This is a genomic window from Pseudomonas sp. SHLD1, assembly GCF_028640935.1.
Taxonomy (GTDB): Bacteria; Pseudomonadota; Gammaproteobacteria; order Pseudomonadales; family Pseudomonadaceae; genus Chryseomonas; species Chryseomonas aestiva.
Genome location: NZ_JAQZAD010000035.1, coordinates 99,666 through 121,967 on the forward strand (window position 1 = coordinate 99,666; position 22,302 = coordinate 121,967).

General features: G+C 66.9%; 25 protein-coding genes and 1 tRNA gene. 12 read left to right on the forward strand and 14 right to left on the reverse strand.

Annotation, left to right across the window (positions count from 1 at the left end; genetic code table 11):
• Positions 1 to 11 precede the first annotated feature (11 nt).
• From PVZ77_RS24085 to PVZ77_RS24110, 6 genes are all read right to left on the reverse strand, one after another.
• Positions 12 to 332, reverse strand: coding sequence for a hypothetical protein (locus tag PVZ77_RS24085; RefSeq protein WP_273808556.1), 321 nt, complete (start codon positions 330 to 332; stop codon positions 12 to 14).
• Between the two features lie 100 nt (positions 333 to 432).
• Positions 433 to 900: a hypothetical protein gene (locus PVZ77_RS24090; RefSeq protein WP_273808557.1), complete on the reverse strand. Its 468-nt coding sequence runs from the start codon at positions 898 to 900 to the stop codon at positions 433 to 435.
• 35 nt (positions 901 to 935) lie between these two features.
• A complete protein-coding gene (locus PVZ77_RS24095; RefSeq protein ID WP_273808558.1) occupies positions 936 to 1,106 on the reverse strand; it encodes a hypothetical protein in 171 nt (56 codons plus the stop codon).
• Between the two features lie 83 nt (positions 1,107 to 1,189).
• Complete coding sequence (locus tag PVZ77_RS24100; protein ID WP_273808560.1) at positions 1,190 to 1,435, reverse strand: hypothetical protein; 246 nt, start codon at positions 1,433 to 1,435, stop codon at positions 1,190 to 1,192.
• 108 nt (positions 1,436 to 1,543) lie between these two features.
• Positions 1,544 to 1,729: a hypothetical protein gene (locus tag PVZ77_RS24105; protein ID WP_273808561.1), complete on the reverse strand. Its 186-nt coding sequence runs from the start codon at positions 1,727 to 1,729 to the stop codon at positions 1,544 to 1,546.
• 244 nt (positions 1,730 to 1,973) lie between these two features.
• Positions 1,974 to 2,058 (reverse strand) — tRNA-Leu (locus PVZ77_RS24110).
• 106 nt (positions 2,059 to 2,164) lie between these two features.
• Here PVZ77_RS24110 and queA point away from each other — a divergent pair.
• From queA to PVZ77_RS24140, 6 genes are all read left to right on the forward strand, one after another.
• Positions 2,165 to 3,208, forward strand: coding sequence for a tRNA preQ1(34) S-adenosylmethionine ribosyltransferase-isomerase QueA (gene queA, locus PVZ77_RS24115; RefSeq protein WP_273808562.1), 1,044 nt, complete (start codon positions 2,165 to 2,167; stop codon positions 3,206 to 3,208).
• 10 nt (positions 3,209 to 3,218) lie between these two features.
• Positions 3,219 to 4,337, forward strand: coding sequence for a tRNA guanosine(34) transglycosylase Tgt (tgt, locus tag PVZ77_RS24120; RefSeq protein WP_273808866.1), 1,119 nt, complete (start codon positions 3,219 to 3,221; stop codon positions 4,335 to 4,337).
• A gap of 147 nt (positions 4,338 to 4,484) precedes the next feature.
• Positions 4,485 to 4,829: a preprotein translocase subunit YajC gene (yajC, locus tag PVZ77_RS24125; protein ID WP_007162951.1), complete on the forward strand. Its 345-nt coding sequence runs from the start codon at positions 4,485 to 4,487 to the stop codon at positions 4,827 to 4,829.
• A gap of 64 nt (positions 4,830 to 4,893) precedes the next feature.
• Positions 4,894 to 6,762 carry a protein translocase subunit SecD gene (gene secD, locus PVZ77_RS24130; protein ID WP_273808566.1) on the forward strand — a complete coding sequence of 623 codons (1,869 nt, stop codon included), beginning with the start codon at positions 4,894 to 4,896 and terminating at the stop codon, positions 6,760 to 6,762.
• Positions 6,763 to 6,772: 10 nt separating this feature from the next.
• Complete coding sequence (gene secF, locus PVZ77_RS24135; protein ID WP_273808568.1) at positions 6,773 to 7,678, forward strand: protein translocase subunit SecF; 906 nt, start codon at positions 6,773 to 6,775, stop codon at positions 7,676 to 7,678.
• A 59-nt stretch (positions 7,679 to 7,737) separates the two neighbouring features.
• Entirely contained in the window at positions 7,738 to 8,265 is a 528-nt protein-coding gene (locus tag PVZ77_RS24140; protein ID WP_133863139.1) for a glycine zipper 2TM domain-containing protein, read from the forward strand.
• Between the two features lie 152 nt (positions 8,266 to 8,417).
• Here PVZ77_RS24140 and PVZ77_RS24145 read toward each other — a convergent pair whose 3' ends face one another.
• From PVZ77_RS24145 to PVZ77_RS24175, 7 genes are all read right to left on the reverse strand, one after another.
• Positions 8,418 to 9,458 (reverse strand): acyltransferase family protein, encoded by a 1,041-nt coding sequence (locus PVZ77_RS24145; protein ID WP_273808569.1) that lies wholly within the window; start codon positions 9,456 to 9,458, stop codon positions 8,418 to 8,420.
• A gap of 286 nt (positions 9,459 to 9,744) precedes the next feature.
• Positions 9,745 to 10,290 (reverse strand): hypothetical protein, encoded by a 546-nt coding sequence (locus tag PVZ77_RS24150; RefSeq protein WP_273808570.1) that lies wholly within the window; start codon positions 10,288 to 10,290, stop codon positions 9,745 to 9,747.
• A 120-nt stretch (positions 10,291 to 10,410) separates the two neighbouring features.
• Positions 10,411 to 10,548: a hypothetical protein gene (locus PVZ77_RS24155; RefSeq protein ID WP_007159685.1), complete on the reverse strand. Its 138-nt coding sequence runs from the start codon at positions 10,546 to 10,548 to the stop codon at positions 10,411 to 10,413.
• A 64-nt stretch (positions 10,549 to 10,612) separates the two neighbouring features.
• Positions 10,613 to 11,965 carry an MATE family efflux transporter gene (locus PVZ77_RS24160; protein ID WP_273808571.1) on the reverse strand — a complete coding sequence of 451 codons (1,353 nt, stop codon included), beginning with the start codon at positions 11,963 to 11,965 and terminating at the stop codon, positions 10,613 to 10,615.
• A 79-nt stretch (positions 11,966 to 12,044) separates the two neighbouring features.
• Positions 12,045 to 12,683 (reverse strand): pyroglutamyl-peptidase I, encoded by a 639-nt coding sequence (gene pcp / locus PVZ77_RS24165; RefSeq protein ID WP_273808572.1) that lies wholly within the window; start codon positions 12,681 to 12,683, stop codon positions 12,045 to 12,047.
• 8 nt (positions 12,684 to 12,691) lie between these two features.
• A complete protein-coding gene (locus PVZ77_RS24170; RefSeq protein ID WP_017642536.1) occupies positions 12,692 to 13,642 on the reverse strand; it encodes a DUF979 domain-containing protein in 951 nt (316 codons plus the stop codon).
• Entirely contained in the window at positions 13,639 to 14,346 is a 708-nt protein-coding gene (locus PVZ77_RS24175; protein WP_273808573.1) for a DUF969 domain-containing protein, read from the reverse strand. Before PVZ77_RS24175 ends, PVZ77_RS24170 begins: the two co-directional genes overlap by 4 nt.
• 272 nt (positions 14,347 to 14,618) lie before the next feature.
• Here PVZ77_RS24175 and PVZ77_RS24180 point away from each other — a divergent pair, with 272 nt between their 5' ends.
• The 6 genes from PVZ77_RS24180 (at position 14,619) to bfr (ending at position 19,652) form a co-directional block, all read left to right on the forward strand.
• The gene (locus PVZ77_RS24180) at positions 14,619 to 15,539 is read left to right on the forward strand and encodes a LysR family transcriptional regulator (RefSeq protein ID WP_273808574.1); all 921 of its coding nucleotides are present in this window, start codon (positions 14,619 to 14,621) and stop codon (positions 15,537 to 15,539) included.
• Positions 15,540 to 15,644: 105 nt separating this feature from the next.
• Positions 15,645 to 16,391, forward strand: a complete 747-nt coding sequence (locus PVZ77_RS24185) for a 5-oxoprolinase subunit PxpA (RefSeq protein WP_273808575.1) — start codon at positions 15,645 to 15,647, stop codon at positions 16,389 to 16,391.
• Positions 16,388 to 17,065, forward strand: coding sequence for a 5-oxoprolinase subunit PxpB (gene pxpB, locus PVZ77_RS24190; RefSeq protein WP_273808576.1), 678 nt, complete (start codon positions 16,388 to 16,390; stop codon positions 17,063 to 17,065). The genes PVZ77_RS24185 and pxpB overlap by 4 nt, the downstream gene beginning before the upstream one ends.
• A complete protein-coding gene (locus PVZ77_RS24195) occupies positions 17,062 to 17,994 on the forward strand; it encodes a biotin-dependent carboxyltransferase family protein (RefSeq protein WP_273808577.1) in 933 nt (310 codons plus the stop codon). The genes pxpB and PVZ77_RS24195 overlap by 4 nt, the downstream gene beginning before the upstream one ends.
• 149 nt (positions 17,995 to 18,143) lie before the next feature.
• Positions 18,144 to 19,034 carry a PA4780 family RIO1-like protein kinase gene (locus tag PVZ77_RS24200; RefSeq protein WP_017642530.1) on the forward strand — a complete coding sequence of 297 codons (891 nt, stop codon included), beginning with the start codon at positions 18,144 to 18,146 and terminating at the stop codon, positions 19,032 to 19,034.
• 120 nt (positions 19,035 to 19,154) lie between these two features.
• Positions 19,155 to 19,652, forward strand: a complete 498-nt coding sequence (gene bfr / locus PVZ77_RS24205; protein ID WP_007159675.1) for a bacterioferritin — start codon at positions 19,155 to 19,157, stop codon at positions 19,650 to 19,652.
• A gap of 30 nt (positions 19,653 to 19,682) precedes the next feature.
• On the opposite strand, the gene PVZ77_RS24210 is transcribed toward bfr, so the two are convergent.
• On the reverse strand, positions 19,683 to 22,250 hold the full coding sequence (locus PVZ77_RS24210) for an ATP-binding protein (protein ID WP_273808579.1): 2,568 nt from the start codon (positions 22,248 to 22,250) through the stop codon (positions 19,683 to 19,685).
• Positions 22,251 to 22,302: the final 52 nt, after the last annotated feature.

Below are 22,302 nucleotides of genomic sequence, written 5' to 3' on the forward strand. Positions count from 1 at the left end.
GGCGCCGCTCGCTAGGCGGCGCCCTTGCTCGCTGCCGGCTGCGGCTGCAACCAGCCGGCGTGCGCTTCGCAGAAGTTCAGGATCCGCTGCACACGGCGGATCTGATCCCGGTGGCGACATTCGCCCACCACAGTACGCACCAGCAGATCGACGTTCTGCATGTGGATCAGGCGCAGATCCGCACTCATGTCGGGGCAGGTTTCCATCTCGTCGATGCGCGTCTCGCAACGCGAGAGCAGCCGCTCGATGAAGGCCGGGGAGAAGCGGGCGGGGGTCTGGGCCGTTTCCAGGTCCTTGACCGCCACCTGGGAGAGGGGGGAGAGCGTTTCCATGCGCAAGATCTCGCGTCCGTATCGATGTCTTACTATTGCACGCTTTGCCCCTGCGTTTCAGCTGCCGGTGGTCAGCTGGCTATCCGGTCGTTTCTAGGGCTCAGCGCGGATGTCCGGGTGCTTCTGCCGCCACGTCGAGCAGCGCTGATCGCGCCTTAAGATAAGACTGCTTCTGCTGCAAGTCGGCCGGATGATCGATGGTGAGCCCGGCCAGATAGCCCTGCCAGGCGGCCAGATAGGCTTTCTGCGCATTGCGCAGCAGTCGATCCTGACCGGTGGGTAACTGGCCCGTGGCATGCTTTTCTTCGTCAGCGGCCTGGGTCTGGCAGCGGCTCAGCCGCTGACGAAAGTCCGCCAGACGCGCCTGTTCGCCCGCGAGACGGGCATTGTTGCCGTGCAGCACCAGCAACTCGCAGCCATAGAGGGCGCTGTGCAACCGCGCCTGCAGGGTCCAGCTGGGGGAGCGATTCAGGTCGACGCCCGTACCAGTCGGCTGGGCCGGTTGCTGCACGGCGCAGCCACCCAGGGTCAGCAGCAGAACGAGCAGCAGGGGAGGGCACAGGCGCATCTTCCGGTCTCGGCAAGCTTTTGGCAGGCGCCAGCCTACTGGTAACGCTGCCATTCCCGATACTTGTCCAGCAGGTGGTCACCGACCGCCTGCCGGTGCTTGCAGTCCTCGCCGCTCAATGGACTGGGTTCGCAGACGGAGCCGGCTGGGCTGTAGTGGTTGCAGCCGGTCAGTAGCAGGGCGAGGCATAGCTGGAGCGGTTTCAAACAGTCTTCTCGGGTGGTGATGGGTAACGCCGCCGGTGAGCCTGGACGAGCGGTCGGTGGCTCACTGGGCGGGCAGGCGGCACTTACTGAGGGCTTCGCCGTGGTTTGCTGCTTGAATTGATGGTCACGTCATCGATGATCGTGGTCGCCAGCGCCTTAATCTGATCGGACGTCATCGCCGAGAATACACCCTCCCAGGCGCTGGACGAGGTGTCGTAGGTGCGGGTCGCCAGCGTTTCCCCTGAGGTGGCGTCCTGGTAGCGCACCTGGGTGCTGATCCAGGCGTTACCCGCCATCACTCCCACCGAATAGCGCAGGCCTGAGCTCATGTAGCGAAAGTTGGTAACCTCGATGGTGGCCAGGGTCGCTGCCGTCTTCGGTCGCTCGGTCAGGACCTGCAGCCCCTTGGCCTGGCCGCGGGTACGCAGGGCCTCCAGTCATTCGCTCTTCAGCAGCGGCCATTTTTCGTTGGCCTGAACCTTGGCATCGGCCTTGAACAGCACCACCAGCGTGCTTCTGGCATCGGCATAGACGGGAATCGGCGTCTGATCCGCGGAGGAGGTGACCTTGGCGGCGCAGCCGCCAACCAGCAGGAGTGCAGCGACAACGACGAGTCTGATCATCGGTTGGCTCCGGTTAGTGAGGGGCCGGCTCCAGGGGCGCTCGCCCTGCGCTGGACGAGACGCTGGCGCGCCGGTCAGGGCAGTCTAGTCGCTGCTACGAGAGACAGAGTCTTTTGCTGCAAGACGGCAGATGGCCCGGCGATACCAACGCCTGCACGGTCGATTGCCAGACACAAAAAAACCGCCTCAATGGGCGGTTTCTTCAGTTTCCATGCCTCTCGAAGGCGGCCTGGAAGGTACAGCTTGGTGCCCCGGGGGAGACTCGAACTCCCACTCCTTTCGGAAACGGATTTTGAATCCGCCGCGTCTACCGGTTCCGCCACCGGGGCAATGGCGGCGGAGTATAGGGACGCGGGCAGGCCCGGTCAATCCAAAGTGCTTTGGTGAAAAAGGTCGCTTCCGGTAAGCTGTGCGGCCTTTCGAGATCTACCTGCCATGCACGTCGCCGACTTCCATTTCGACCTTCCCGAATCCCTCATCGCCCGTCATCCGCTGGCCGAGCGCCGCGGCAGTCGATTGCTGGTGCTCGACGGGCCCAGCGGCGAGCTGAGTCATCGCCATTTCGCCGATCTGCTGGGCTATCTGCGGCCCGGCGACCTGATGGTGTTCAACGACACCCGGGTGATACCGGCGCGGCTGTTCGGCCAGAAGGGCAGTGGCGGCAAGCTGGAGATCCTGGTGGAGCGGGTGCTGGACGAAGAGCGGGTGCTGGCCCATGTGCGGTCCAGCAAGTCGCCCAAGCCGGGCAGCCGCATCCTCATCGACGGCGGTGCCGAGGCCGAGATGGTGGCGCGCCACGAGGCCCTGTTCGAGCTGAAATTCGCCGAGCCGGTGCTGCCGCTGCTGGAGCGGGTCGGCCACATGCCGCTGCCGCCCTATATCGACCGGCCCGACGAGGCCGAGGATCGCGAGCGCTACCAGACCGTCTATGCGCGCAATGCCGGCGCGGTGGCCGCGCCCACCGCCGGATTGCACTTCGACGAGCCGCTGCTGGACGCCATCCGCGCCAAGGGCGTGGCGACCGCCTTCGTCACCCTGCACGTCGGTGCCGGCACCTTCCAGCCGGTGCGGGTCGAGCGCATCGAAGACCACCACATGCACCGCGAGTGGCTGCAGGTCGACCAGGCCGTGGTGGATGCCGTGGCCGCCTGCCGCGCCCGGGGTGGTCGGGTGATCGCCGTCGGCACCACCAGCGTGCGTTCGCTGGAAAGCGCCGCCCGTGACGGTGAGCTCAAGGCCTTCGCCGGCGAGACGGACATCTTTCTCTATCCCGGTCGGCCCTTCCACGTGGTCGATGCGCTGGTGACCAACTTCCACCTGCCCGAGTCGACCCTGCTGATGCTGGTGTCGGCCTTCGCCGGTTACCGCGAGGCCATGGCCGCCTATGCGACGGCCGTGGCCGAGGGCTATCGCTTCTTCAGTTATGGCGACGCCATGTTCATCACCCGCAATCCCGGGGCCCAGGGCCCGGAGAGCTGATATGAGTTTCATGAATTTCGAATTGCTGGCCACCGAAGGCAAGGCCCGTCGCGGTCGCCTGACCTTTCCCCGTGGCGTGGTCGAGACCCCGGCCTTCATGCCGGTCGGTACCTACGGCACGGTCAAGGGCATGCTGCCCGACAGCGTCGCCGACATTGGCGCCCAGATCATCCTTGGCAACACCTTCCACCTCTGGCTGCGGCCCGGGACCGAGGTGATCCAGCGCCATGGCGACCTGCACGACTTCATGCAGTGGCAGGGGCCGATCCTCACCGATTCCGGCGGCTTCCAGGTGTTCAGCCTGGGCGCGCTGCGCAAGATCAAGGAAGAGGGCGTCTATTTCGCCTCCCCGGTGGACGGCGCCAAGGTCTTCATGGGGCCTGAGGAATCCATGGCGGTGCAGCGTGCGCTGGGCTCGGACATCGTGATGATCTTCGACGAGTGCACGCCTTATCCGGCGGATTTCGACACCGCGCGCCGCTCCATGGAGCTGTCGCTGCGCTGGGCCAAGCGCTCCCGCGAAGCCCATGGCGACAATCCCTCGGCGCTGTTCGGCATCGTCCAGGGCGGCATGCACGAAGAGCTGCGCCTGAGATCCCTGGAGGGGCTGGAAGGCATCGGCTTCGACGGCTACGCCATCGGCGGCCTGTCGGTGGGCGAGCCCAAGGAAGAGATGATCCGGGTGCTGGACTTCCTGCCACCGCATCTGCCGGCGGACAAGCCGCGCTACCTGATGGGCGTGGGCAAGCCGGAAGACCTGGTGGAAGGCGTGCGCCGTGGCGTCGACATGTTCGATTGCGTGATGCCCACCCGCAACGCGCGCAACGGCCATCTGTTCATCGACACCGGTGTGCTCAAGCTGCGCAACGCCATGCACCGTCATGACGAGACGCCGCTGGATCCGACCTGCGACTGTTACACCTGCAAACACTTCTCCCGGGCCTACCTGCACCATCTGGATAAATGCGGGGAAATGCTGGGGAGTATGCTGAATACGATCCACAACCTGCGGTATTACCAGCGCGTGATGGCCGGTTTGCGCCAGGCTATCCAAGAGGGTAAATTGGCCGACTTTGTGGACGCCTTCTATGCACGGCGCGGCCTGCCTACGCCGCCGCTCGACCGCTGAAAGCCCCTGTCCGATCGTCCAGGCGAAACGGCGCTCGCGCGTCCTTCGCCGGGTGCGTGAGCGGGGTCCCGAAGCGGTCGGAACGGCTACGAGCGACCCCCGGCATCTCTTCTTTTTCCGTCATCCAACTCTGCAAGGAGTAGTGCAATGAGTTTTCTGATTTCCACGGCCCAGGCCCAGGAAGCTGCCGCGCCGGCCGCCAACGCTGCACCGGGAGGTGAATACATTCAGTTCATCTTCCTGATCGGCTTCGTGGTGATCTTCTATTTCCTGATCTGGCGTCCCCAGGCCAAGCGCACCAAGGATCACAAGAACCTGATCGGCGGCTTGCAGAAGGGTGACGAAGTGGTGACCACCGGTGGTATCGCCGGCCGCATCAACAAGGTCACCGACGAGTTCGTGGTGCTGGAAGTGTCCGACAACGTCGAACTGAAATTCCAGAAGGGCGCCATCGCGGCAACCCTGCCGAAGGGCACCCTGAAGGCCCTCTGAGCCTTCCTCAATCTAGCTAATATCGGGGCGCGCAAGGCGCCCCGCCTTTATCTCGGGCGGTGTCATGCTCAACAAATATCCCCTCTGGAAGTACCTGCTGATCCTGGCCGTACTGGTCGTGGGCGCCATCTATTCGGTCCCTAATCTGTACCCCGACGATCCGGCCCTGCAGATCAGCGCTTCCAGCACCGAACGCGCGGTGACCCCCGCCGAGGTCCAGCGTGTAGACGCGGCCCTGGCGCAGGCGAAGCTCGCCGTGAAGTCCAGCGATCTCAATGCCAATGGCAGCCGGGTGCTGATCCGTCTGACGCGCGCCGACGATCAGCTGCCGGCCCAGGAAGTGGTCCGCCGTACCCTCGGCGACGACTTCGTGGTCGCCCTGAACCTGGCGCCCACCACGCCGCAGTGGCTGCGCAAGCTGGGCGCCAGCCCCATGAAGCTCGGCCTGGACCTGTCCGGCGGTGTGCACTTCCTGTTGGCGGTGGACATGGACAAGGCCGTGGATGCGCGCCTGAAGGTCTATGACAACGAGGTCAAGACCCTGCTGCGTCGCGAGAAGGTGCGCTATCGCAGCATGCCCGACCAGAACGGTGCCCTGCAGCTCGGCTTCACCGACGCCGCCGACCTGCAGCAGGCGCAGAGCCTGATCCGCAAGAACTACACCGATTTCGAGCTGACCACCGATACCCGGGGCGACCTGCAGGTGCTGCGGCTGCAGCTGACCGAGGCCAAGCTGCGCGAGATCCGCAACTATGCCGTCACCCAGAATCTGACCACGGTGCGCAACCGGGTCAATGAACTGGGCGTGGCCGAGCCGCTGGTGCAGCGCCAGGGCGCCGACCGCATCGTGGTCGAGCTGCCGGGCGTGCAGGACACCGCCGAAGCCAAGCGCATCCTCGGCAAGACCGCCAACCTGGAATTCCGCCTGGCCGCCACCGCGGACACCCCGCGCGCCTCCACCGAGAGCTTCGAATTCCGCGAGCCCGGTCGCCCGGCGGTGCCGCTGGAGCGTAACGTCATCATCACCGGTGACCAGGTCACCGATGCCTCGGCCAGCTTCGACGAAAACGGTCGGCCCCAGGTCAACATCCGCCTGGATGGCCATGGTGGCGATCTGATCAACCGCGCCACCCGCAGCAACGTCGGCCGCAGCATGGCCGTGGTGTTCATCGAGCAGCGTCCGGTCACCCGCTACACCACCCAGACCGTGGATGGCGTGCAGAAGGAAGTGGCGGTGCCCGGCTTCGAGGAAGAGCGGCGCATCATCAGCCTGGCGACCATTCAGTCGGCCCTGGGCAACAGCTTCCGCATCACCGGCCTGAACGGCTCGGGCGAGGCCTCGGAACTGGCGCTGCTGCTGCGTGCCGGTGGCCTGGCCGCGCCCATGTACTTCGCCGAGGAACGCACCCTCGGTCCGAGCCTGGGCGCCGACAACATCGAGAAGGGCATCGATGCCTCGCTGTGGGGCATGGTCTTCGTCTCGCTGTTCCTGATCGCCATCTACCGCTTCTTCGGGCTGCTGGCGACCATCGCGCTGGGCTTCAACATGGTCTTGCTGATGGCCCTGATGTCCATCCTGCATGCCACCCTGACCCTGCCCGGTATCGCCGGTATCGTCCTGACCATGGGCCAGGCGGTGGACGCCAACGTACTGATCTTCTCGCGGATCCGCGAAGAGATCGCCAACGGCATGCCGATCCAGCGCGCCATCCATGAGGGCTTCAGTCGCGCCTTCACGGCGATCCTGGACTCCAACCTGACGACCCTGCTGGTGGGCGCCATCCTGTTCGCCATGGGCACCGGGCCGGTCAAGGGCTTCGCCGTGACCATGTCGCTGGGTATCTTCACCTCCCTGTTCACCGCCATCTTCGTGACCCGTGCCATGGTCAACCTGATTTATGGCGGCCGGAACGTCAAGAAGCTGTGGATTTGAGGACGCGGCGATGAAAAAGACCATCAACTTCATGGGCGTACGCAATATCGCGTTCGCCATCACCGCGCTCCTGACCGTTCTGGCGTTGTTCAGCTGGTTCTACAAGGGGCTGAACTTCGGCCTGGATTTCACCGGCGGTACCCTGATCGAGCTGCGCTACGAGCAGCCGGCCGACCTTGGCAAGATCCGTCAGGAATTGCAGGGCGCCGGCTTCGGAGAAGCCGTGGTACAGAGTTTCGGCGCCACCACCGATGTGCTGGTACGGATGCCGGGTGACAACCCGCAGCTGGGCCAGCAGGTGACCGGCGCGCTGCAGAAAGCGAGCACCGAGCGCTTCTCCCTGACCCGTACCGAATTCGTCGGTCCGCAGGTGGGCGAGGAACTGCGTGACCAGGGCGGCCTGGGCATGCTGCTGGCCCTGGGAGGCGTGCTGCTCTATGTTGCCTTCCGCTTCCAGTGGAAGTTCGCCGTGGGCGCCATCATTTCCCTGGTGCACGACGTGGTGGTGACCCTGGGTCTGCTGTCGTTCTTCCAGATCACCTTCGACCTGACGGTGCTGGCGGCGGTCCTGGCCATCATCGGCTACTCGCTCAACGACACCATCGTGGTGTTCGACCGGGTGCGGGAGAACTTCCGGGTACTGCGCAAGGCCAGTCTGATCGAGAACATCAACGTCTCGACCACCCAGACCCTGCTGCGCACCCTGGCGACCTCGATCTCCACCCTGCTGGCCGTGGCGGCGCTGCTGTTCTTTGGCGGCGACAACCTGTTCGGCTTCTCGCTGGCGCTGTTCATCGGTGTGCTGGCCGGTACCTACTCGTCGATCTACATCGCCAACGTGGTGCTGATCTGGCTGGACCTGAAGAGCGAGGATCTGATTCCCCCGCAAGCCAAGGAACTCGACGAGCGTCCCTGATGTCCCAGGCATGGCAAAGGGCCAGGTGCCCGCTATGACAGAGTAGTCAGGAGGTTGTAGTGAACAAATCGATGCTCGTAGGTACGGTTCTGGGAGCCATCGTCGCCACCGCAGGTGGCGCCGTGGCGTACAGTTTCGTCGACCGCGGGCCTCAGTACGCCGAGGTCGTCGCCGTCCAGCCGGTCAAGGAAACGGTCAAGACCCCGCGCGAGGTCTGCAAGGAGGTCGCGGTGACGCATCGGCGGCCGGTTCAGGACCAGCACCAGATCGCCGGGACCGCCGTAGGCGCGGTCGTCGGCGGTCTGCTGGGCAACCAGGTCGGCAATGGCAGCGGCAAGACCCTGGCGACCATCGCCGGTGCCGTCGGCGGTGGCTACGCCGGCAACAAGGGTCAGGAATACATGCAGAACCGCGACACCTACACCACCAGCCAGACCCGCTGCAGCACGGTCAATGACAGCAAAGACCAGGTGGTCGGCTATGACGTCAAGTACCTGCTGGATGGCAAGATCGGCCAGGTCCGCATGGACCACGAGCCGGGCAAGCAACTGGAAGTGAAGAACGGCCAGGTGCTGGCCAGCCAGTGATCCGCGCCAGCGGCTGAAGCCCCAGGGCTTCAGCCAATGAAAAACCCGCTACCAGGCAACTGGTAGCGGGTTTTTTGTTGGGCCTTGCGCGGTGACCGGTGAGGTCACCTGCTCCGGCCGGGCGCGCGGGGCGCCCTGGCCGGCGCCGTCACTCAGATGGCGGGGCGGGGGGTTTCTGCTTTGGGCCGAAGCCACCGCCGGGCGGAGATCCACGCCGGCGCCTCGAACAGACCGTTGATGCCGCGGGCTTCCAGCAGCTTGGCGATGGCCACCGGCACCAGGATGCCGAAGGCGCAACCGGCGATGATGTGCAGCAGCCCGTCGTTGATGTGCAGGCCCTTGCTCAGGATGATGCGTGCGCCACTGCCGCTCAGCACGTGCATCACATAGATCGGCATGGACAGCGCGCCCAGGGTCAGCACCCATTGCAGCGGCCGCTGCGCCAGCACCATGCAGGTGGCGCTGACGAAGATGATGCCGTTCAGCGCCAGAACCAGGGTGGCCAGGCCGCGATCGGTGTAGACCAGGCCCAGCAGGCCGTGGAACCAGTATTCGAGCACCACGAACAGCAGACCCGAACCCAGCATCACGCGGCCGGCCTGTTCCTCGATGGCCTGCTTGAAGTTGTTGAACCAGACGCCGAAGGCGAAGAAGACGAAGTTCTGCGCGGTGAAGGTGAAGAAGAAGTCTTCCGGGCCGGCGTTCTGGAACAGATAGACCAGGGCGCCAAAGGCGAACACGGCAAAGAACGCCATCGGCTTGGCCCAGCGATAGGCAAGCATGGCCAGGCAGAACACCAGGAACAGCGCATAGAGGAACCAGAACTGCTGGCGCGGCTCCCAGACCATCAGGACTTCGCTGAAGCTGACACCGCCATTGGTGTAGCGCGACATCAGCGCCTCGACCGAACCCTGCAGCAGCGACCACACCAGGAAGGGATAGACGATGGTGTCGATCTTGTTCACCAGCAGGCCGCCGGTGCCGCGCTTGACGAAGGAGTTGTAGAAGAACAGGCCGGACAGGAAGAAGAACAGCGGCATGTGGAAGCTGTAGATGACGCTGTCCACCAGGCCGTGGAATTCGGCGTCCTGCAGGATGCCGGCGTTGAGCAGGCCGCGGACGACGTGGCCATAGACGACCAGCACGATGCCAATGGCCTTGGCATAGTCGACCCAGAGATTGCGAGTGTTCATTGAATGATCCTTTTCAAAAGAGAACCTGTGCAGCTGAGGCCAAAGCACTGGGGCAAACGAAAGCAGGGACGCTGCGACGCCAGGGCGCGCGTTGCGACAGGTTCGGTCATGGTAGGACTCCCGAAGGAACGACGTCCGTAAGTAGCCGGTTACAGGAAGGGGCTCCTTGCCCGCGTTCTGACCGTGGCTATCTGCCATTGTTCATGGCCTGTTTCCGGCGATGCGTGACCGGGACGACACTTTGGCCGCCCGAAGGGCAATTGTCCGACGAGCTGTAACCGGATGTTTAGAGAGAGTCTTTGACGAACTGCAGCTGCTTCTCCTTGAGCAGGGGCTCGTAGCGCGGCGAGGTATAGATCAGCAGGACCTGCTTCTTGCGCGCCGCCTGGGCGCTGAACTTGTAGACGACGGTGTCGTGATCGAAGGCCAGATAGGCCTGGGCATTGTCGTCCTGGGTCAGGCGCTCGAAGGCCGCGGCCGACGACTGGGAGGAGGGTTTGCCGTACTTCTGGGTGAGGCCTTCGGCAATCAGAAAGGACTGCGCCAGGGGCGTGACGATGGACAGGCGCAGGAAGCGGCCATCGATGAAGAAGGCGCCGGCCTCGACCTTTTCACCGGCGAAGCCGAGGTCGGTGCACTCGAAATAGTCGACGCCGACCACGTCGATCTTGCGCGGCTGGAAGGTGCAGAGCTTTTTCGCCAGAAAGGCTTTCTGGTCGGTACCGAAGGCGATGCCGGCGTAGCCGTCCACGGCCCGGGCCGGCGCGGGGACGAGCACCAGCAGCGCCAACAGGGGCGCAAGGAAAGGCGACAGGTAGGACCTGACGGTCATGGTGATCTGGATTCCCTTCACGAAGGCCCTGGGGCCCACTCAACCCGACGGATGCTAAGAGCTCCGCCGGGGCTTTGCCACCGCTGTCGACGGCTTTTGTCGAGGGGTTCAGGATTGGCGTCAGGCGATGCCGGGTGGAATCTGGTCCTTGCCGTAATCCTTGAGCTTTTCCAGGTTTTCCGGCTTCTGGTGCTCGGGGACGTCGTCGCCGTCGGCGGGGGTGTCCAGGGGTTCCTGATCGCGGGTGTCTTCGCTCATGGCAGCGCTCTCGGCAGGGGATGTCCGACTTTGAGGGGAGCGCCGCCCCGGCGGTTCCGCAACCTCAGCCACTGCCGCCATCGCTGAGCCAGCCTTCGCGGCGGGCCAGGCGCCAGGCGAGCAGCGCGGAGATCAGCCCGCGCAGCGCCATGAAGGCGAGAAAGGCCAGCCACAGGCCGTGATTGCCGAGGCCGCGCAGCAAGCCGCCGAGCGGCAGCGCCAGCAGCAGGGCCAGCAGCATCGAGTTGCGCATCTCCCGGGCGCGGGTGGCGCCGATGAAGAGGCCGTCCAGCAGGTAGCTGACCATGGCGATCAGCGGCAGCACGGCCAGATAGGGCAGGTAGGCGTGGGCTGCCTGGCGCACCGCGGCGATGTCGCTCTGCAGGGCGACGAACAGATCGCCGCCCAGCGCGAAGGCCACGGCGAAGCCGAGACTGGCCAGCAGCGACCAGCCACCGGCGATCACCAGCACCCGGCGCAGGGTGGCGCCCTCGCGGGCGCCGAGGGCATGGCCGGCCAGGGCCTCCACCGCATGGGCGAGGCCGTCGAGGGCGAAGGCGGTGACCAGCAGGCCATTGAGCAGCAGGGCGTTGACCGCCACTGTGGTCTCGCCCAGCTGGGCGCCCTGGGCGGCGAACAGCAGGAACACCGCCTGCAGCGCCAGGGAGCGGATGAAGATGTCGCGATTGACCGCCAGCAGCGGCCGCCAGCTGGCGAGGCGGCGCAGTGCCGGATGGTCGATCCGGCCGGGCCACAGCCGCAGACGGCGCAGCACCAGCCAGAGGCCGAGCAGCATGCCGCTCCATTCCGCCAGGACCGACGCCAGGGCGATGCCCTGCACCCTGGCGCCGAGGCCCAGCACGAAGCCGGTCACCAGCAGCAGGTTCAGGACATTGGTGGTGAGCAGCAGCACCAGCGGCGTGCGCGCATCCTGGGTGCCGAGCAGCCAGCCGATCACCGCGTAGCTGAGCAGCGCCGCGGGCAGGCCGAGCAGGCGCAGGTGCAGGAAGCGCGCGGCCAGGTCGGCGAAGGCGGGATCCAGGCCAAGCCAGGCGAGCAGCGGTTCCAGTGCCAGGCTGGCGGCCAGCAGCAGGAGCACCGACAGGCCCAGTCCGAGCAGGCCGGCCTGCAGGAGGATCTGGCGCAGGGCGGCGCCGTCGCGCCGCCCGCTGGCCTGGGCGGCGAAACCGGTGGTGCCCATGCGCAGGAAGCCGAGGATGCCGAGCAGGGCGGTGTAGAAGGCGCCGCCCATGGCCACCGTGGCGAGCTGACGGGCTTCGGGCAGATGGCCGGCGATGGCGCTGTCGACCAGGGTCACCAGCGGCACGCTGAGATTGGACAGGATCATCGGCGCGGCCAGGGCCCAGACGCGACGGTGCAGCAGGGGATGACGCCAGTCGGCAAGCAGGGTGGACATGAGCTAATCGCAGCGGCGGCGGAGGACGCATTGTAGGACAGCCGGCCCGGGTGGTCCTCCGCCGCAGCTCCTGCGGGCGTCAGTCCAGTTGGCCGCCGCCTTCGCGGAGGTCCGCCTGGGTGGTCGCCGCGCAGGTCAGCGCCAGGCGCAGGCCGGCGACCAGGGTCTCCAGGGCCATGGACGGCGCCCCGGGCTGGTGTGCGGCCTGGGCCGGCAGATAGGGGATATGGATGAAGCCGCCGCGTACCCCGGTGTCCTGCAGACGATGCTGCAGGCCGTAGAAGACGTGGTTGCAGACGAAGGTACCGGCGGTCTGGGACACCGCCGCGGGGATGCCGGCGTCGCGCAGGACCCGGGTCATGGCCTTGATCGGCAGGGTGCTGAAGTAGGCCGCGGGGCCGCCGGCCACCACCGGCTCGTCGATCGGCTGGCGTCCGGCATTGTCGGGGATGCGGGCGTCGTCGACGTTGATGGCGATGCGCTCCAGCGACAGCTCGGCCCGCCCGCCGGCCTGGCCGACCGCCACCACCAGGGTCGGGCGATGGCGGTCGAGCAGCTCATCCAGCGCCTCGAGCGCCTTGCCGAATTCGGTCGGCAGTTGCGCCGCGACCACGGGCAGGTCGCCAAGGCGCTCTCCATCCAGCCGGCGCACGGCCTCCCAGGAAGGGTTGAGGGCCTCGCCGCCAAAGGGCGCGAAACCGGTGAGCAGCAGGGTCATGAGATACCTCACATCAGCAGATAGAGCAGCACCACGTTACAGGCCAGCACCGCCAGGGCGGTGGGGACCTGGGCCTTGATCACGGCGTTCTTGTCGTCCAGTTCCAGCAGGGCCGCGGGCACGATGTTGAAGTTGGCCGCCATGGGCGTCATCAGGGTGCCGCAATAGCCGGAGAACATGCCGATGGCGGCCATCACCGCCGGATCGGCGTGGTAGACGCCCACCAGCACCGGTACGCCGATGCCGCCGGTCATCACCGGGAAAGCGGCGAAGCCGTTGCCCATGATGACGGTGAAGGCGGCCATGCCCACCACATAGACCACCACCGCCACCAGGCGCAGGTCGAGGGCCACGTAGGCAGTGGCCAGGTGCGCCACCGCCTTGCCGACGCCGGCGTCGGTGAAGACCAGGCCGAGCATGGCCAGCGCCTGGGGCAGCACCAGCGACCAGCCCAGGGCATCGGTCAGGCGGCGCGATTCGCGCATCGCCTGGATCGGGGTGTCGCGGGTCAGCCAGCAGGCCAGCGCCAGGGCCACCAGGGCGCCCAGGCCGAGGGAGACGAAGGTGACATTCTTCGGGTCGAGCAACGGCAGGCCGGCGATCTGCACGTCCTTGAGCAGCACGCTGCCGATCACCGTCACCACCGGAATGGCCAGCGCCGGAATGAACAGGCGATTGCCCAGGCGGCCGGCGCTGGCGCGGGTCTCGCGCTCCGGGCGAGTCACGTGATGACCGCTGCCCACCGCACCGCAGCCGGCCAGCACCGCCATCAGCAGCACCCCGGCGCCCACCCAGGCCGGCGGCAGTCGATCGCCGATCAGGAAGACCAGGCTGAACAGGCCCCAGAACAGGCCGCTGGTCCAGCGCTTGGGGTGGTGACGATCGGCCAGGGTCATGACCGCGGTCAGCGCCAGGATGGCGCCGGCCAGCCAGAACAGGTACTGGATCGACAGGATCATGGCTGCACCTCCTTGCGCGCGGTCAGCTCGCGGTAGAGCTGGCGATCGAAGCGGTGCAGGCGCAGGGCATGGATGAGGAAGGCGCAAAGGGCCGTGGGAATGCCCCAGAGCGCGATGTGCAGCGGTTCGACATCGAGTCCGGCGCCGAGCAGGAAGGTGTGCATCAGGGCGATGGCGCCAAAGGCGACGAAGATGTCCTCGCCAAAGAACAGCCCGACATTGTCGGTGGCGGCGCAAAAGGCCAGCAACCGCTGACGCAGGGCCTCGGGCAGGCGGCCATGTATCTTTTCGGCGGTGCCTTCGGCCATGGGCGCCAGCAGCGGTCGCACCATCTGCGGATGGCCGCCGAGGCTGGTCAGCCCCAGGGCGGCGGTGGTCTCGCGGACGAAGAGATAGAAGATCAGCAGGCGGCCGACGGTGGCGTTGCGAAAGCGCGCGATCCAGTTCTGCGCATGCAGGCGCAGGCCGTGGCGTTCGAGTAGGCCGATCACCGCCAGCGGCAGCAGGATGATCAGCGGCAGGGCGCGCGCCTTGATGAAGCCGGTGCCGATGGCGGCGAGCAGCGCCTCGGGGCTGAACTGGGCGGCGATCCCGGTGGCCACGGCGGCCAGGGCGACCACCAGCAGCGGATTGAACCTCAGCACGAAGCCGACCACGATGACCAGCACGCCCAGCAGCGGCCAGAGGTTGACGGTGGTTTGCATAGGTGGATGTCTCCAGCGGGTCCACCGCGCTCCGGGCAGACGGTGCGGCGGACGGTAGGAAGCCGTGGGCGGCTTCGGCTGATCCAGGCAGTGCCCGCGGCACGGCTCGTTATTGTTGTCGGGCGTCATGTGGCATAACGCCGGCTGGCATCTTTCGCCGCCGGTGGAGGTGGCGTCCAGCAAATAAAACTGTTCGCCGCCGATAGGGAAAAGCGGGGCAGACAAGGCGGCTGGTGGGGGTAAAGTGGCGGGATAGCCTTGTCGAGGTCCCCATGAATCTGCGCTTTCTCGATACCTTCGTCTGGGTCGCCCGCCTGGGCAGTTTCCGCCTGACGGCGGAAAAGCTGTCCACCACCCAGGCCGCCATCTCCAGTCGCATCGCCGTGCTGGAGAGCGAGCTGGGCGTGCAACTGTTCCTGCGCGATTCCCGCGGCGTGAGCCTGACCGCCGAGGGTCATCGGGTACTGGGCTACGCCGAGCGGATGCTGGCCACCCAGCGCGAGCTGCACGAGGCCCTGGGCCATGGCCAGACCCTGGAGGGTCGCCTGCGCATCGGCGTGATGGATACGGTGATCCACAGCTGGCTGGACCAGCTGATCGCCGCGGTCACCCAGACCTATCCGGCCATCGAGCTGGAACTGACCGCGGACACGGCGCTGAATCTGGCCGAGCAACTGGCGCGGGGGCAGCTCGACCTCATCTTCCAGACCGATCTCCTGCGCGCCGAGGGCATCCGCAACCTGCACCTGGCCAGCTATCCGGTGCGCTGGCTGGTGGCCAGCGACAGCCATCTGGCGCGCCCCTACGCCAATCTGGCCGAGCTGGCTGGCGAGCGCCTGATCACCTTTTCCCGCCATTCGCGACCGCACCAGGACATCCTCGGCCTCCTGCAGCGCGAGGGCATCGCCGAGCCGCGGGTCTGCTGCATCAACTCGGTGGCGGCGATCATCAAGCTGATGGGCGAGGGCTTCGGCATCGGCGCCCTGCCGCCGGCCCTGGTGATCGAGGAAGTGGCCCGTGGCAGCCTGATGCCTTTGCCGCTGGCCGGGCCGCCGCCCTTCGACGTCCAGGCCAGCTGGCATGGCGGTGCCGGCCTAGCGCTGAGCGAGGCGGTGGTGGCCCTGAGCCAGACGGTGGTGGTCGACTGGTGTACGCGGCTGGGCCCGGAGCGCGCCTTGCCGGTGCTGGTCTAGCCCGGGTGTTTCAACGCCTTCTTATCGCCAGCGCCCGGAATCTTTTGTTGGACAGCGGCGCCCCGGCTTTCCGACACTCGAGCTACTTCCTCAGAGGATCCTGTCATGCCCGCTCGCCTGCTGCTCAATTGCGATTCCGGTGAAAGCTACGGTGCCTGGTCCATGGGCGACGATGCCCATGCCATCCCCCTGGTCGACCAGGCCAATCTGGCCTGCGGCTTCCATGCCGCCGATCCCCTGACCATGCAACGCGCCGTGACCCTGGCGGTGGCCAATGGTGTGCAGATCGGCGCCCATCCGGCCTATCCCGATCTGGTGGGCTTCGGTCGGCGGCCCATGGCCTGCACCCCGGCCGAGGTGGAAGCCATGATCCTCTACCAGATCGGCGCCCTGGACGCCTTCTGCCGCGCCGCCGGCGTGCGCGTCGAGTACGTGAAGCCCCATGGCGCCCTCTACAACGCCCTGGTCAAGGACGATGCCCTGCTGACCGCCGCGCTCACCGCCTGCGCCCGTTATCGCCAGGGGCTGCCGCTGATGGTGCTGGCCAAGGCCGACAACGACCGCGAGCGCCGGCTGGCCGAGGCCGCCGGAGTACCGCTGCTGCTGGAAGCCTTCGCCGATCGCGCCTATCTGGCCGATGGCTCCCTGGCCCCGCGTGGCCAGGCCGGTGCCGTCCATCACGATGCCGAACGCATCCTCGCCCAGGCCGTCGCCATCGCCCGGGGCGAAGACTTCCCCGGCTTCGATGGCCAGCCCATGCGCCTGCGCGCCGACAGCCTCTGCGTGCATGGCGACAATGCCGAATCCCTGGCAGTGTTGCGCCGGCTGCGCGCGGCACTGGACGCCCTATGATCGTCTGCAAACCCTTCGGCGTCGCGGCGCTGCTGCTCGAGCTGGCCGAGCATCCCGACGCCGAGCTGCCCCCGCGCATCGCCCGCCTGGGCGAGCGGATTCGCCAGCGCCTCGGCCCGGCGGTGACCGATCTGGTGGCGGGCTGGACCAGCCTGCTGGTGCACTACGATCCCCTGCGACTGACCCTGGCCGAGCTGCAGGCCGGACTCGACCCCCTGCTGGCCGACTGGCCGGGCGCCGCGCCAGCGGGCGAGGGCGGGCGTCTGCACGAGGTCCCGACGCTCTATGCCGGCCCGGACCTCGCCGAGGTGGCCGAGCGCTGTGGCCTGAGCGAGGCCGAGGTCATTGCCCGGCACTGTGGGCGTGACTATCAGGTGGGCGCCGTCGGCTTCATGCCGGGCTTCGCCTTTCTCGGCGAGCTGGACGAGCGCCTGGCGCTGCCCCGGCGCAGCACGCCGCGCACCAGCGTGCCCGCCGGCAGCCTGGCCATCGCCGAGCGCCAGACCGCGGTCTATCCGCAGGCCTCGCCGGGCGGCTGGAATCTCATCGGCCGCTGCCTGTGGACGGTCTTCGACGCCCAGGCCGAGCCGCCGTGCCTGCTGGCACCCGGTGATCGAGTGCGCTTCGTGCCCGTCGACGCAGCGGCCTTTCGTGCCCGGGGAGGTCAGTCATGAGCGGTCTCAAGGTCATCAAGTCCGGTCCCCTGACCCTGTTGCAGGACCTGGGGCGCCAGGGCTGGCAACACCTGGGCGTGGCCCCCTCGGGGCCCATGGACGGCCATGCCGCGCGCTGGGCCAATCGCCTGGTGGGCAATCCGGTAACGGCGCCGCTGCTGGAGATCGCCCTGGGCGGCGCCGAATTCGAGATGGAGACCGCTACCTGGCTGGCGCTGACCGGCGCGCCGCTGGACGCCCGCCTGGATGGCGAGCCGCTGCCGGCCTGGTCGTGCTTTCCGGTACAGGCCGGCATGCGACTGCGCCTGGGCTTCGCCCAGGCCGGGCAGCGCGCGTACCTGGCCGCTGCCGGTGGCGGTTTCCAGGCGGCGGCGACCCTGGGTAGCGTGGCCAGCAATCGACGCGAAGGCCTGGGCGGGCTGGAGGGCAGGGGCGCGCCCCTGGCAACCGGGCAGCGGCTGGATTGCGCGACGGTGGCCGAGCTGCATGCCCACGGCTGCGGACCGGCTGCGCGCTTCGTGCCGGACTATCGCGAGGTGCCGACGCTGAGGGTGATCCTTGGCGGCGACGCCGAGGCCTTCGGACTGGCGCAGCAGCAGGCGTTCTTCACGCAACCCTGGCGAATCAGTCCGCAATCCGATCGCATGGGCATCCGCCTGGCCGGGGAGGTGCCCCTGGCGCCCCCCCGTCGCCAGTGGTCGCTGGGGGTGGTGACCGGGGCCATCCAGGTGCCGCCCGACGGGCAGCCCATCGTGCTCATGGCGGATCGCCAGACCATGGGCGGCTATCCGCTGCTGGGCTTCATCCATCCGCTGGACCTGGCGCGCCTGGCCCAGTGCCCGGCTCATCACGAGGTGCGTTTCGCCCCGGTGGAACTGGCCGTCGCCCAGGCCGAGTGGCGGCGTTTCCTGGCCTTCTTCGGGGGTTGAGCACGCAGTCGGTCACGGCCGAGGAATCTTGTCCGCTTCGATGAGTCGCACGCTCAAGGACGACGCCGACTTCCCTTTCTCGGCGTCTGGCTTGAAACTTGCGTCACACGTCCGCTGTGACGACCGACAAGAAGGAGCTGGAACCGGCGATGAAAACTCCCAAACGCATCGAGCCGCTGATCGAGGACGGCTTGGTCGATGAGGTGATACGGCCCCTGATGAGTGGCAAGGAAGCGGCGGTCTACGTGGTGCGCTGCGGCAGCCAGGTACGCTGCGCCAAGGTCTACAAGGAGGCCGACAAGCGCAGCTTCCGCCAGGCCGCCGAGTACCAGGAGGGGCGCAAGGTGCGTGGCAGTCGGGAAAACCGCGCCATGGCCAAGGGCTCCAAGTTCGGTCGGCGCGAGCGCGAGGACAACTGGCAGAACGCCGAGGTGACGGCGCTCTATCGCCTGGCCGACGCCGGGGTACGGGTACCCAAGCCCCACGACTTCCTCGACGGCGTGCTGCTGATGGACCTGGTCACCGACGGCAATGGCGAGGCCGCGCCGCGGCTCAACGACGTGACGCTCACTGCCGAGGAAGCCCTGCGCTATCACGAACTGATGATCGGCCAGATCGTGCGCATGCTCTGCGCCGGACTGGTCCATGGCGACCTTTCCGAATTCAACGTGCTGCTGGCCGAAGACGGCCCGGTCATCATCGACCTGCCCCAGGCAGTGGATGCGGCCGGCAACAACCATGCCTTCCGCCTGCTGGCGCGGGATGTGGAGAACATGGCGCTCTACTTTGGCCGCTTCGCGCCTGAGTTGCGCACGACCCGCTATGCGCCGGAGATGTGGGCGCTGTTCGAGAAGGGCGAGTTGTTCGCCAATACCCGTCTGACCGGCGAATTCGCCGAGCGTGAAGACCAGGCCGATGTCCATGCGGTGATGCGCGAGATCGAGGCGGCGCGGCGTGACGAGGAGCGACGGCAGGCCGCGCGGCGCGAGCAGGACGAACCCAGCGTGCGCGAGGAACCGCCGCCGCCTTGGCTAAGCTGATCGTGAAGCAGAACGATTAGCGCTGCGATGAGACGAACGGCCCCAGTGGTCGGGCGATGAACGGCGTCCTCTGGGCGCCAGCGCGCTAAACTGGGCACTGAACAGCACAGGACTCTTTTCATGCAAGGCCATCCGGACGTCATCAACTACCTCAACCAGCTGCTGCGCGGCGAGCTGGCGGCGCGCGACCAGTACTTCATCCATTCGCGGATGTACGAGGACTGGGGCCTGATGCGCCTGTACGAGCGGATCGGCCATGAGATGGAAGAGGAAACCCAGCACGCCGATGCGCTGCTGCGTCGCATCCTGTTCCTCGAAGGCACGCCGGACATGCGTCCCAACGCCATCACCGTCGGCCAGACCGTGCCGGAGATGCTGCGCGCCGACCTGGCGCTGGAGTACGAGGTGCGGGAAGCCCTGGCCCAGGGCGTGGCCCTGTGCAACCAGCACAAGGACTTCGTGACCCGCGAGATCCTGGTGGTGCAGCTGGAAGACACCGAGGAAGACCACGCCTACTGGCTGGAGCAGCAGCTGGGCCTGATCGACAAGATCGGTCTGCAGAACTACCTGCAGTCGCAGATGAAGGGCGGCACCACGCCCCATGGCGCCGGCCTCTGAGGTCGGCCGGGCGGCGCCGTCAGGCGTCGCTCAGGACGTGCGGGCGGCGTCCTCCGGTGCCCGAGGCAGATAGAGCGAGATGCAGGTACCCACGCCAGGCGTGGTGTCGACCTGGATCTGACCGCCCGACTGGTGCACGAAGCCATGCACCATCGACAGGCCCAATCCGGTGCCCTGGCCCGGCGGCTTGGTGGTGAAGAAGGGATCGAAGATCCGCTCCAGGATCTCCGGCGCGATGCCGCTACCGGTATCGCTTACCTTGACCCGCACATAGTCTCCGGCAGGCAGGTCGTCCGGTCGCCCGGGTGCGTCCTCGGGCAGATTGGCCGTGGACAACCGCAGCTGCCCCCCCTGGGGCATGGCATCCCGGGCATTGATCGCCAGGTTGAGCAGGGCGCTTTCCAGTTGCACCGCATCGATCACCGTCGGCCAGAGTGGCTCCGCCGGCTCGGCCCGGACCTCGATCGCCGGGCCGACGCTGCGGCGGATCAGTTCTTCCATGGCCAGCATCAGCTCGTTGACGTCGGTGGGCTTGGGTTCCAGCGTCTGCCGCCGGGAAAAGGCCAGCAGCCGCTGGGTCAGGGAGGCGGCGCGTGCGGCGTAGGCCTGGGCGCCCCCGAGCAGCCGGTCGAGCTGGTCTGTACGGCTCTGCTGCAGGCGCCGCTCGATCAACTCCAGGCTGCCGATGATGCCGGCCAGCAGGTTGTTGAAATCATGGGCGATGCCGCCGGTCAACTGGCCGATGGCTTCCATCTTCTGCGCCTGATGCAGCGCCTGCTGCGCCTGGGTCAGTTCGACGGTGCGCTCGATCACCCGCTGTTCGAGGGTCTCGTTGGCGGTACGCACCGCCTGGAACAACTGGGCCTGCTCGATGGCGATGGCCGCGCGAGCGGCCAGGGCCGCCATCAGCCGTTCGTGGCGAAGGCTGAAACGCCCGGGTTCGGGATGGCCGAAGAAAAGCCCACCCAGCACCGTCCCGTCACGGGCCACCACGGAGACGGCCAGATAGCTGCGCACCGGCAGGTGTCCGGGCGGCAGGCCCTGGTGCGGTGCGGACTGGCCATAGCGCGGATCGGTAGCCACGTCGTCGGCTTTTACCACGCCCGCGTTCTCCAGGGTGGGGGCGAACATGGCCGTGGCGCCGGGCTCGCCGAGGCGCTCGAAAGCGTCGCGCTCGGCACCGGATAGGGTGAAGAGCCGCAGGCCGCCGCCAGCGTCGGTGACCTGATGACTGAAATAGGCGCCGAAGCGGGCGCCCGTCAACTCCACCCCGGCATCGGTCACGGTCTGCACCAGATGTACCAGATCCAGCTCGCTGGCCAGTTCCGTATCGATGCGCTTGAGGGCTTCCAGGGTGCGGGTTTCCTCGCGCAACTCGGCTTCGGCCTGCTTGCGGTCGCTGATGTCGACCAGGAATTCGAAGGCGCTGCCATCGGGCAGGCGCTTGGCGGCCACCAGGGCCCAGCCGGTCGAGTCGTCGCGGCGTCGATAGCAACGCTCCTCGGGCGGCACCTGAGCGTCGGCGCGTGGCAGTCTCGGGGCCGGCCAGGCGATGCGCCCGGCGGCCAGATCCTCGCGGTCATGGCCGCTCATGCGCAGGAAGGCGTCATTGGCATCGATCAGCCGCCCCTCGGCATCGAAGCAGAGGGCGCCCACCGTCTCGATCTCCAGGGCGGTGCGAAAGCGTCGTTCGCTGGCCTCCAGGGCAGCCCGGGCCAGATGGGCCTCGGTGACGTCCTGCCCCTGGCAGAAGATGCCGATCACCTGGCCGGTTTCATCGGTCAGGGGTTCGTAGATGAAATCCAGGTACAGGGTGCGGACCGGTTCGCCCGCGGTCTCCAGGCGCAGCGGCTGGTGCTCGGCGACGAAGCGGCGACCGCTGCGATAGACCTGTTCGAGCCACTCGAAGTAGCCCTGGCTCTGCAATTCGGGAAAGACTTCGCGCACCGTGAGGCCTTCGCGGGGCCGGCCATCGAACAAGCGGCTGTAGGCGACATTGATGAAGTCGAAGACGTGGTCCGGCCCCCGTACGATGGCGACGAAGCCGGGCGCCTGCTCGAACATCCGCCGCTGGCGTGCGGCCTCGGCGGCGCGCCGCCGCTCGTCGAGGATGCGCTGGGTGGTCTCGTGGCCCTGGTTGAAGATCCCGGCGATCTCGCCGCCTTCACCGCGGATGGGCGTGAAGCTGTAGTTCCAGTAGGTCTCGCTGACCACGCCCTGGCGCACCATCGGCAGCAACTGGTCGAAGACCGAAAAGCCCTGGCCGCTGCTCAGGACCTGCCCGAACTGCGGTCCGACCACCGGCCAGATGTCCTGCCAGACTTCCTGGGCGGGACATCCCAAGGCCCAGGGATGCCGTTCCGCGGGAATCGGTGCCCAGGCATCGTTGTAGAGCAGCAGCAGGTCGGGGCCCCAGTAGATGGCGGTAGGAAAGCTGGAGTTCAGGCAGATGCTCAATGCCGAGCGCAGTGATTGCGGCCACTGCGACGGCGGACCCAGGGGCGAATCCGACCAGTCGTGGGTGCGCAGTCGGGCACCCATCTCGCCGCCGCCGGCGAGAAAGTCCAGTTCGTTCCAGTCGGCAATCTGCGCTGCCATCTATTGTGCCTCCCCCGGCCACTTGTGCAATTCCAGGCGTTCAGACCACAAG

Bases quoted from the DNA above. Each gene is read 5' to 3' on its own strand.
- PVZ77_RS24090 (WP_273808557.1), bottom strand. From the start codon at position 900: ATGCGCCTGTGCCCTCCCCTGCTGCTCGTTCTGCTGCTGACCCTGGGT.
- PVZ77_RS24145 (WP_273808569.1), bottom strand. From the start codon at position 9,458: ATGAACACTCGCAATCTCTGGGTCGACTATGCCAAGGCCATTGGCATC.
- bfr (WP_007159675.1), top strand. From the start codon at position 19,155: ATGCAAGGCCATCCGGACGTCATCAACTACCTCAACCAGCTGCTGCGC.
- PVZ77_RS24195 (WP_273808577.1), top strand. From the start codon at position 17,062: ATGAGCGGTCTCAAGGTCATCAAGTCCGGTCCCCTGACCCTGTTGCAG.
- pxpB (WP_273808576.1), top strand. From the start codon at position 16,388: ATGATCGTCTGCAAACCCTTCGGCGTCGCGGCGCTGCTGCTCGAGCTG.
- PVZ77_RS24155 (WP_007159685.1), bottom strand. From the start codon at position 10,548: ATGAGCGAAGACACCCGCGATCAGGAACCCCTGGACACCCCCGCCGAC.
- pcp (WP_273808572.1), bottom strand. From the start codon at position 12,683: ATGACCCTGCTGCTCACCGGTTTCGCGCCCTTTGGCGGCGAGGCCCTC.
- PVZ77_RS24200 (WP_017642530.1), top strand. From the start codon at position 18,144: ATGAAAACTCCCAAACGCATCGAGCCGCTGATCGAGGACGGCTTGGTC.
- queA (WP_273808562.1), top strand. From the start codon at position 2,165: ATGCACGTCGCCGACTTCCATTTCGACCTTCCCGAATCCCTCATCGCC.
- yajC (WP_007162951.1), top strand. From the start codon at position 4,485: ATGAGTTTTCTGATTTCCACGGCCCAGGCCCAGGAAGCTGCCGCGCCG.
- PVZ77_RS24170 (WP_017642536.1), bottom strand. From the start codon at position 13,642: ATGATCCTGTCGATCCAGTACCTGTTCTGGCTGGCCGGCGCCATCCTG.
- secD (WP_273808566.1), top strand. From the start codon at position 4,894: ATGCTCAACAAATATCCCCTCTGGAAGTACCTGCTGATCCTGGCCGTA.
- PVZ77_RS24160 (WP_273808571.1), bottom strand. From the start codon at position 11,965: ATGTCCACCCTGCTTGCCGACTGGCGTCATCCCCTGCTGCACCGTCGC.
- tgt (WP_273808866.1), top strand. From the start codon at position 3,219: ATGAATTTCGAATTGCTGGCCACCGAAGGCAAGGCCCGTCGCGGTCGC.
- PVZ77_RS24105 (WP_273808561.1), bottom strand. From the start codon at position 1,729: ATGATCAGACTCGTCGTTGTCGCTGCACTCCTGCTGGTTGGCGGCTGC.
- PVZ77_RS24150 (WP_273808570.1), bottom strand. From the start codon at position 10,290: ATGACCGTCAGGTCCTACCTGTCGCCTTTCCTTGCGCCCCTGTTGGCG.
- PVZ77_RS24085 (WP_273808556.1), bottom strand. From the start codon at position 332: ATGGAAACGCTCTCCCCCCTCTCCCAGGTGGCGGTCAAGGACCTGGAA.
- PVZ77_RS24100 (WP_273808560.1), bottom strand. From the start codon at position 1,435: ATGAGCTCAGGCCTGCGCTATTCGGTGGGAGTGATGGCGGGTAACGCC.
- PVZ77_RS24180 (WP_273808574.1), top strand. From the start codon at position 14,619: ATGAATCTGCGCTTTCTCGATACCTTCGTCTGGGTCGCCCGCCTGGGC.
- PVZ77_RS24185 (WP_273808575.1), top strand. From the start codon at position 15,645: ATGCCCGCTCGCCTGCTGCTCAATTGCGATTCCGGTGAAAGCTACGGT.
- PVZ77_RS24210 (WP_273808579.1), bottom strand. From the start codon at position 22,250: ATGGCAGCGCAGATTGCCGACTGGAACGAACTGGACTTTCTCGCCGGC.
- PVZ77_RS24175 (WP_273808573.1), bottom strand. From the start codon at position 14,346: ATGCAAACCACCGTCAACCTCTGGCCGCTGCTGGGCGTGCTGGTCATC.
- secF (WP_273808568.1), top strand. From the start codon at position 6,773: ATGAAAAAGACCATCAACTTCATGGGCGTACGCAATATCGCGTTCGCC.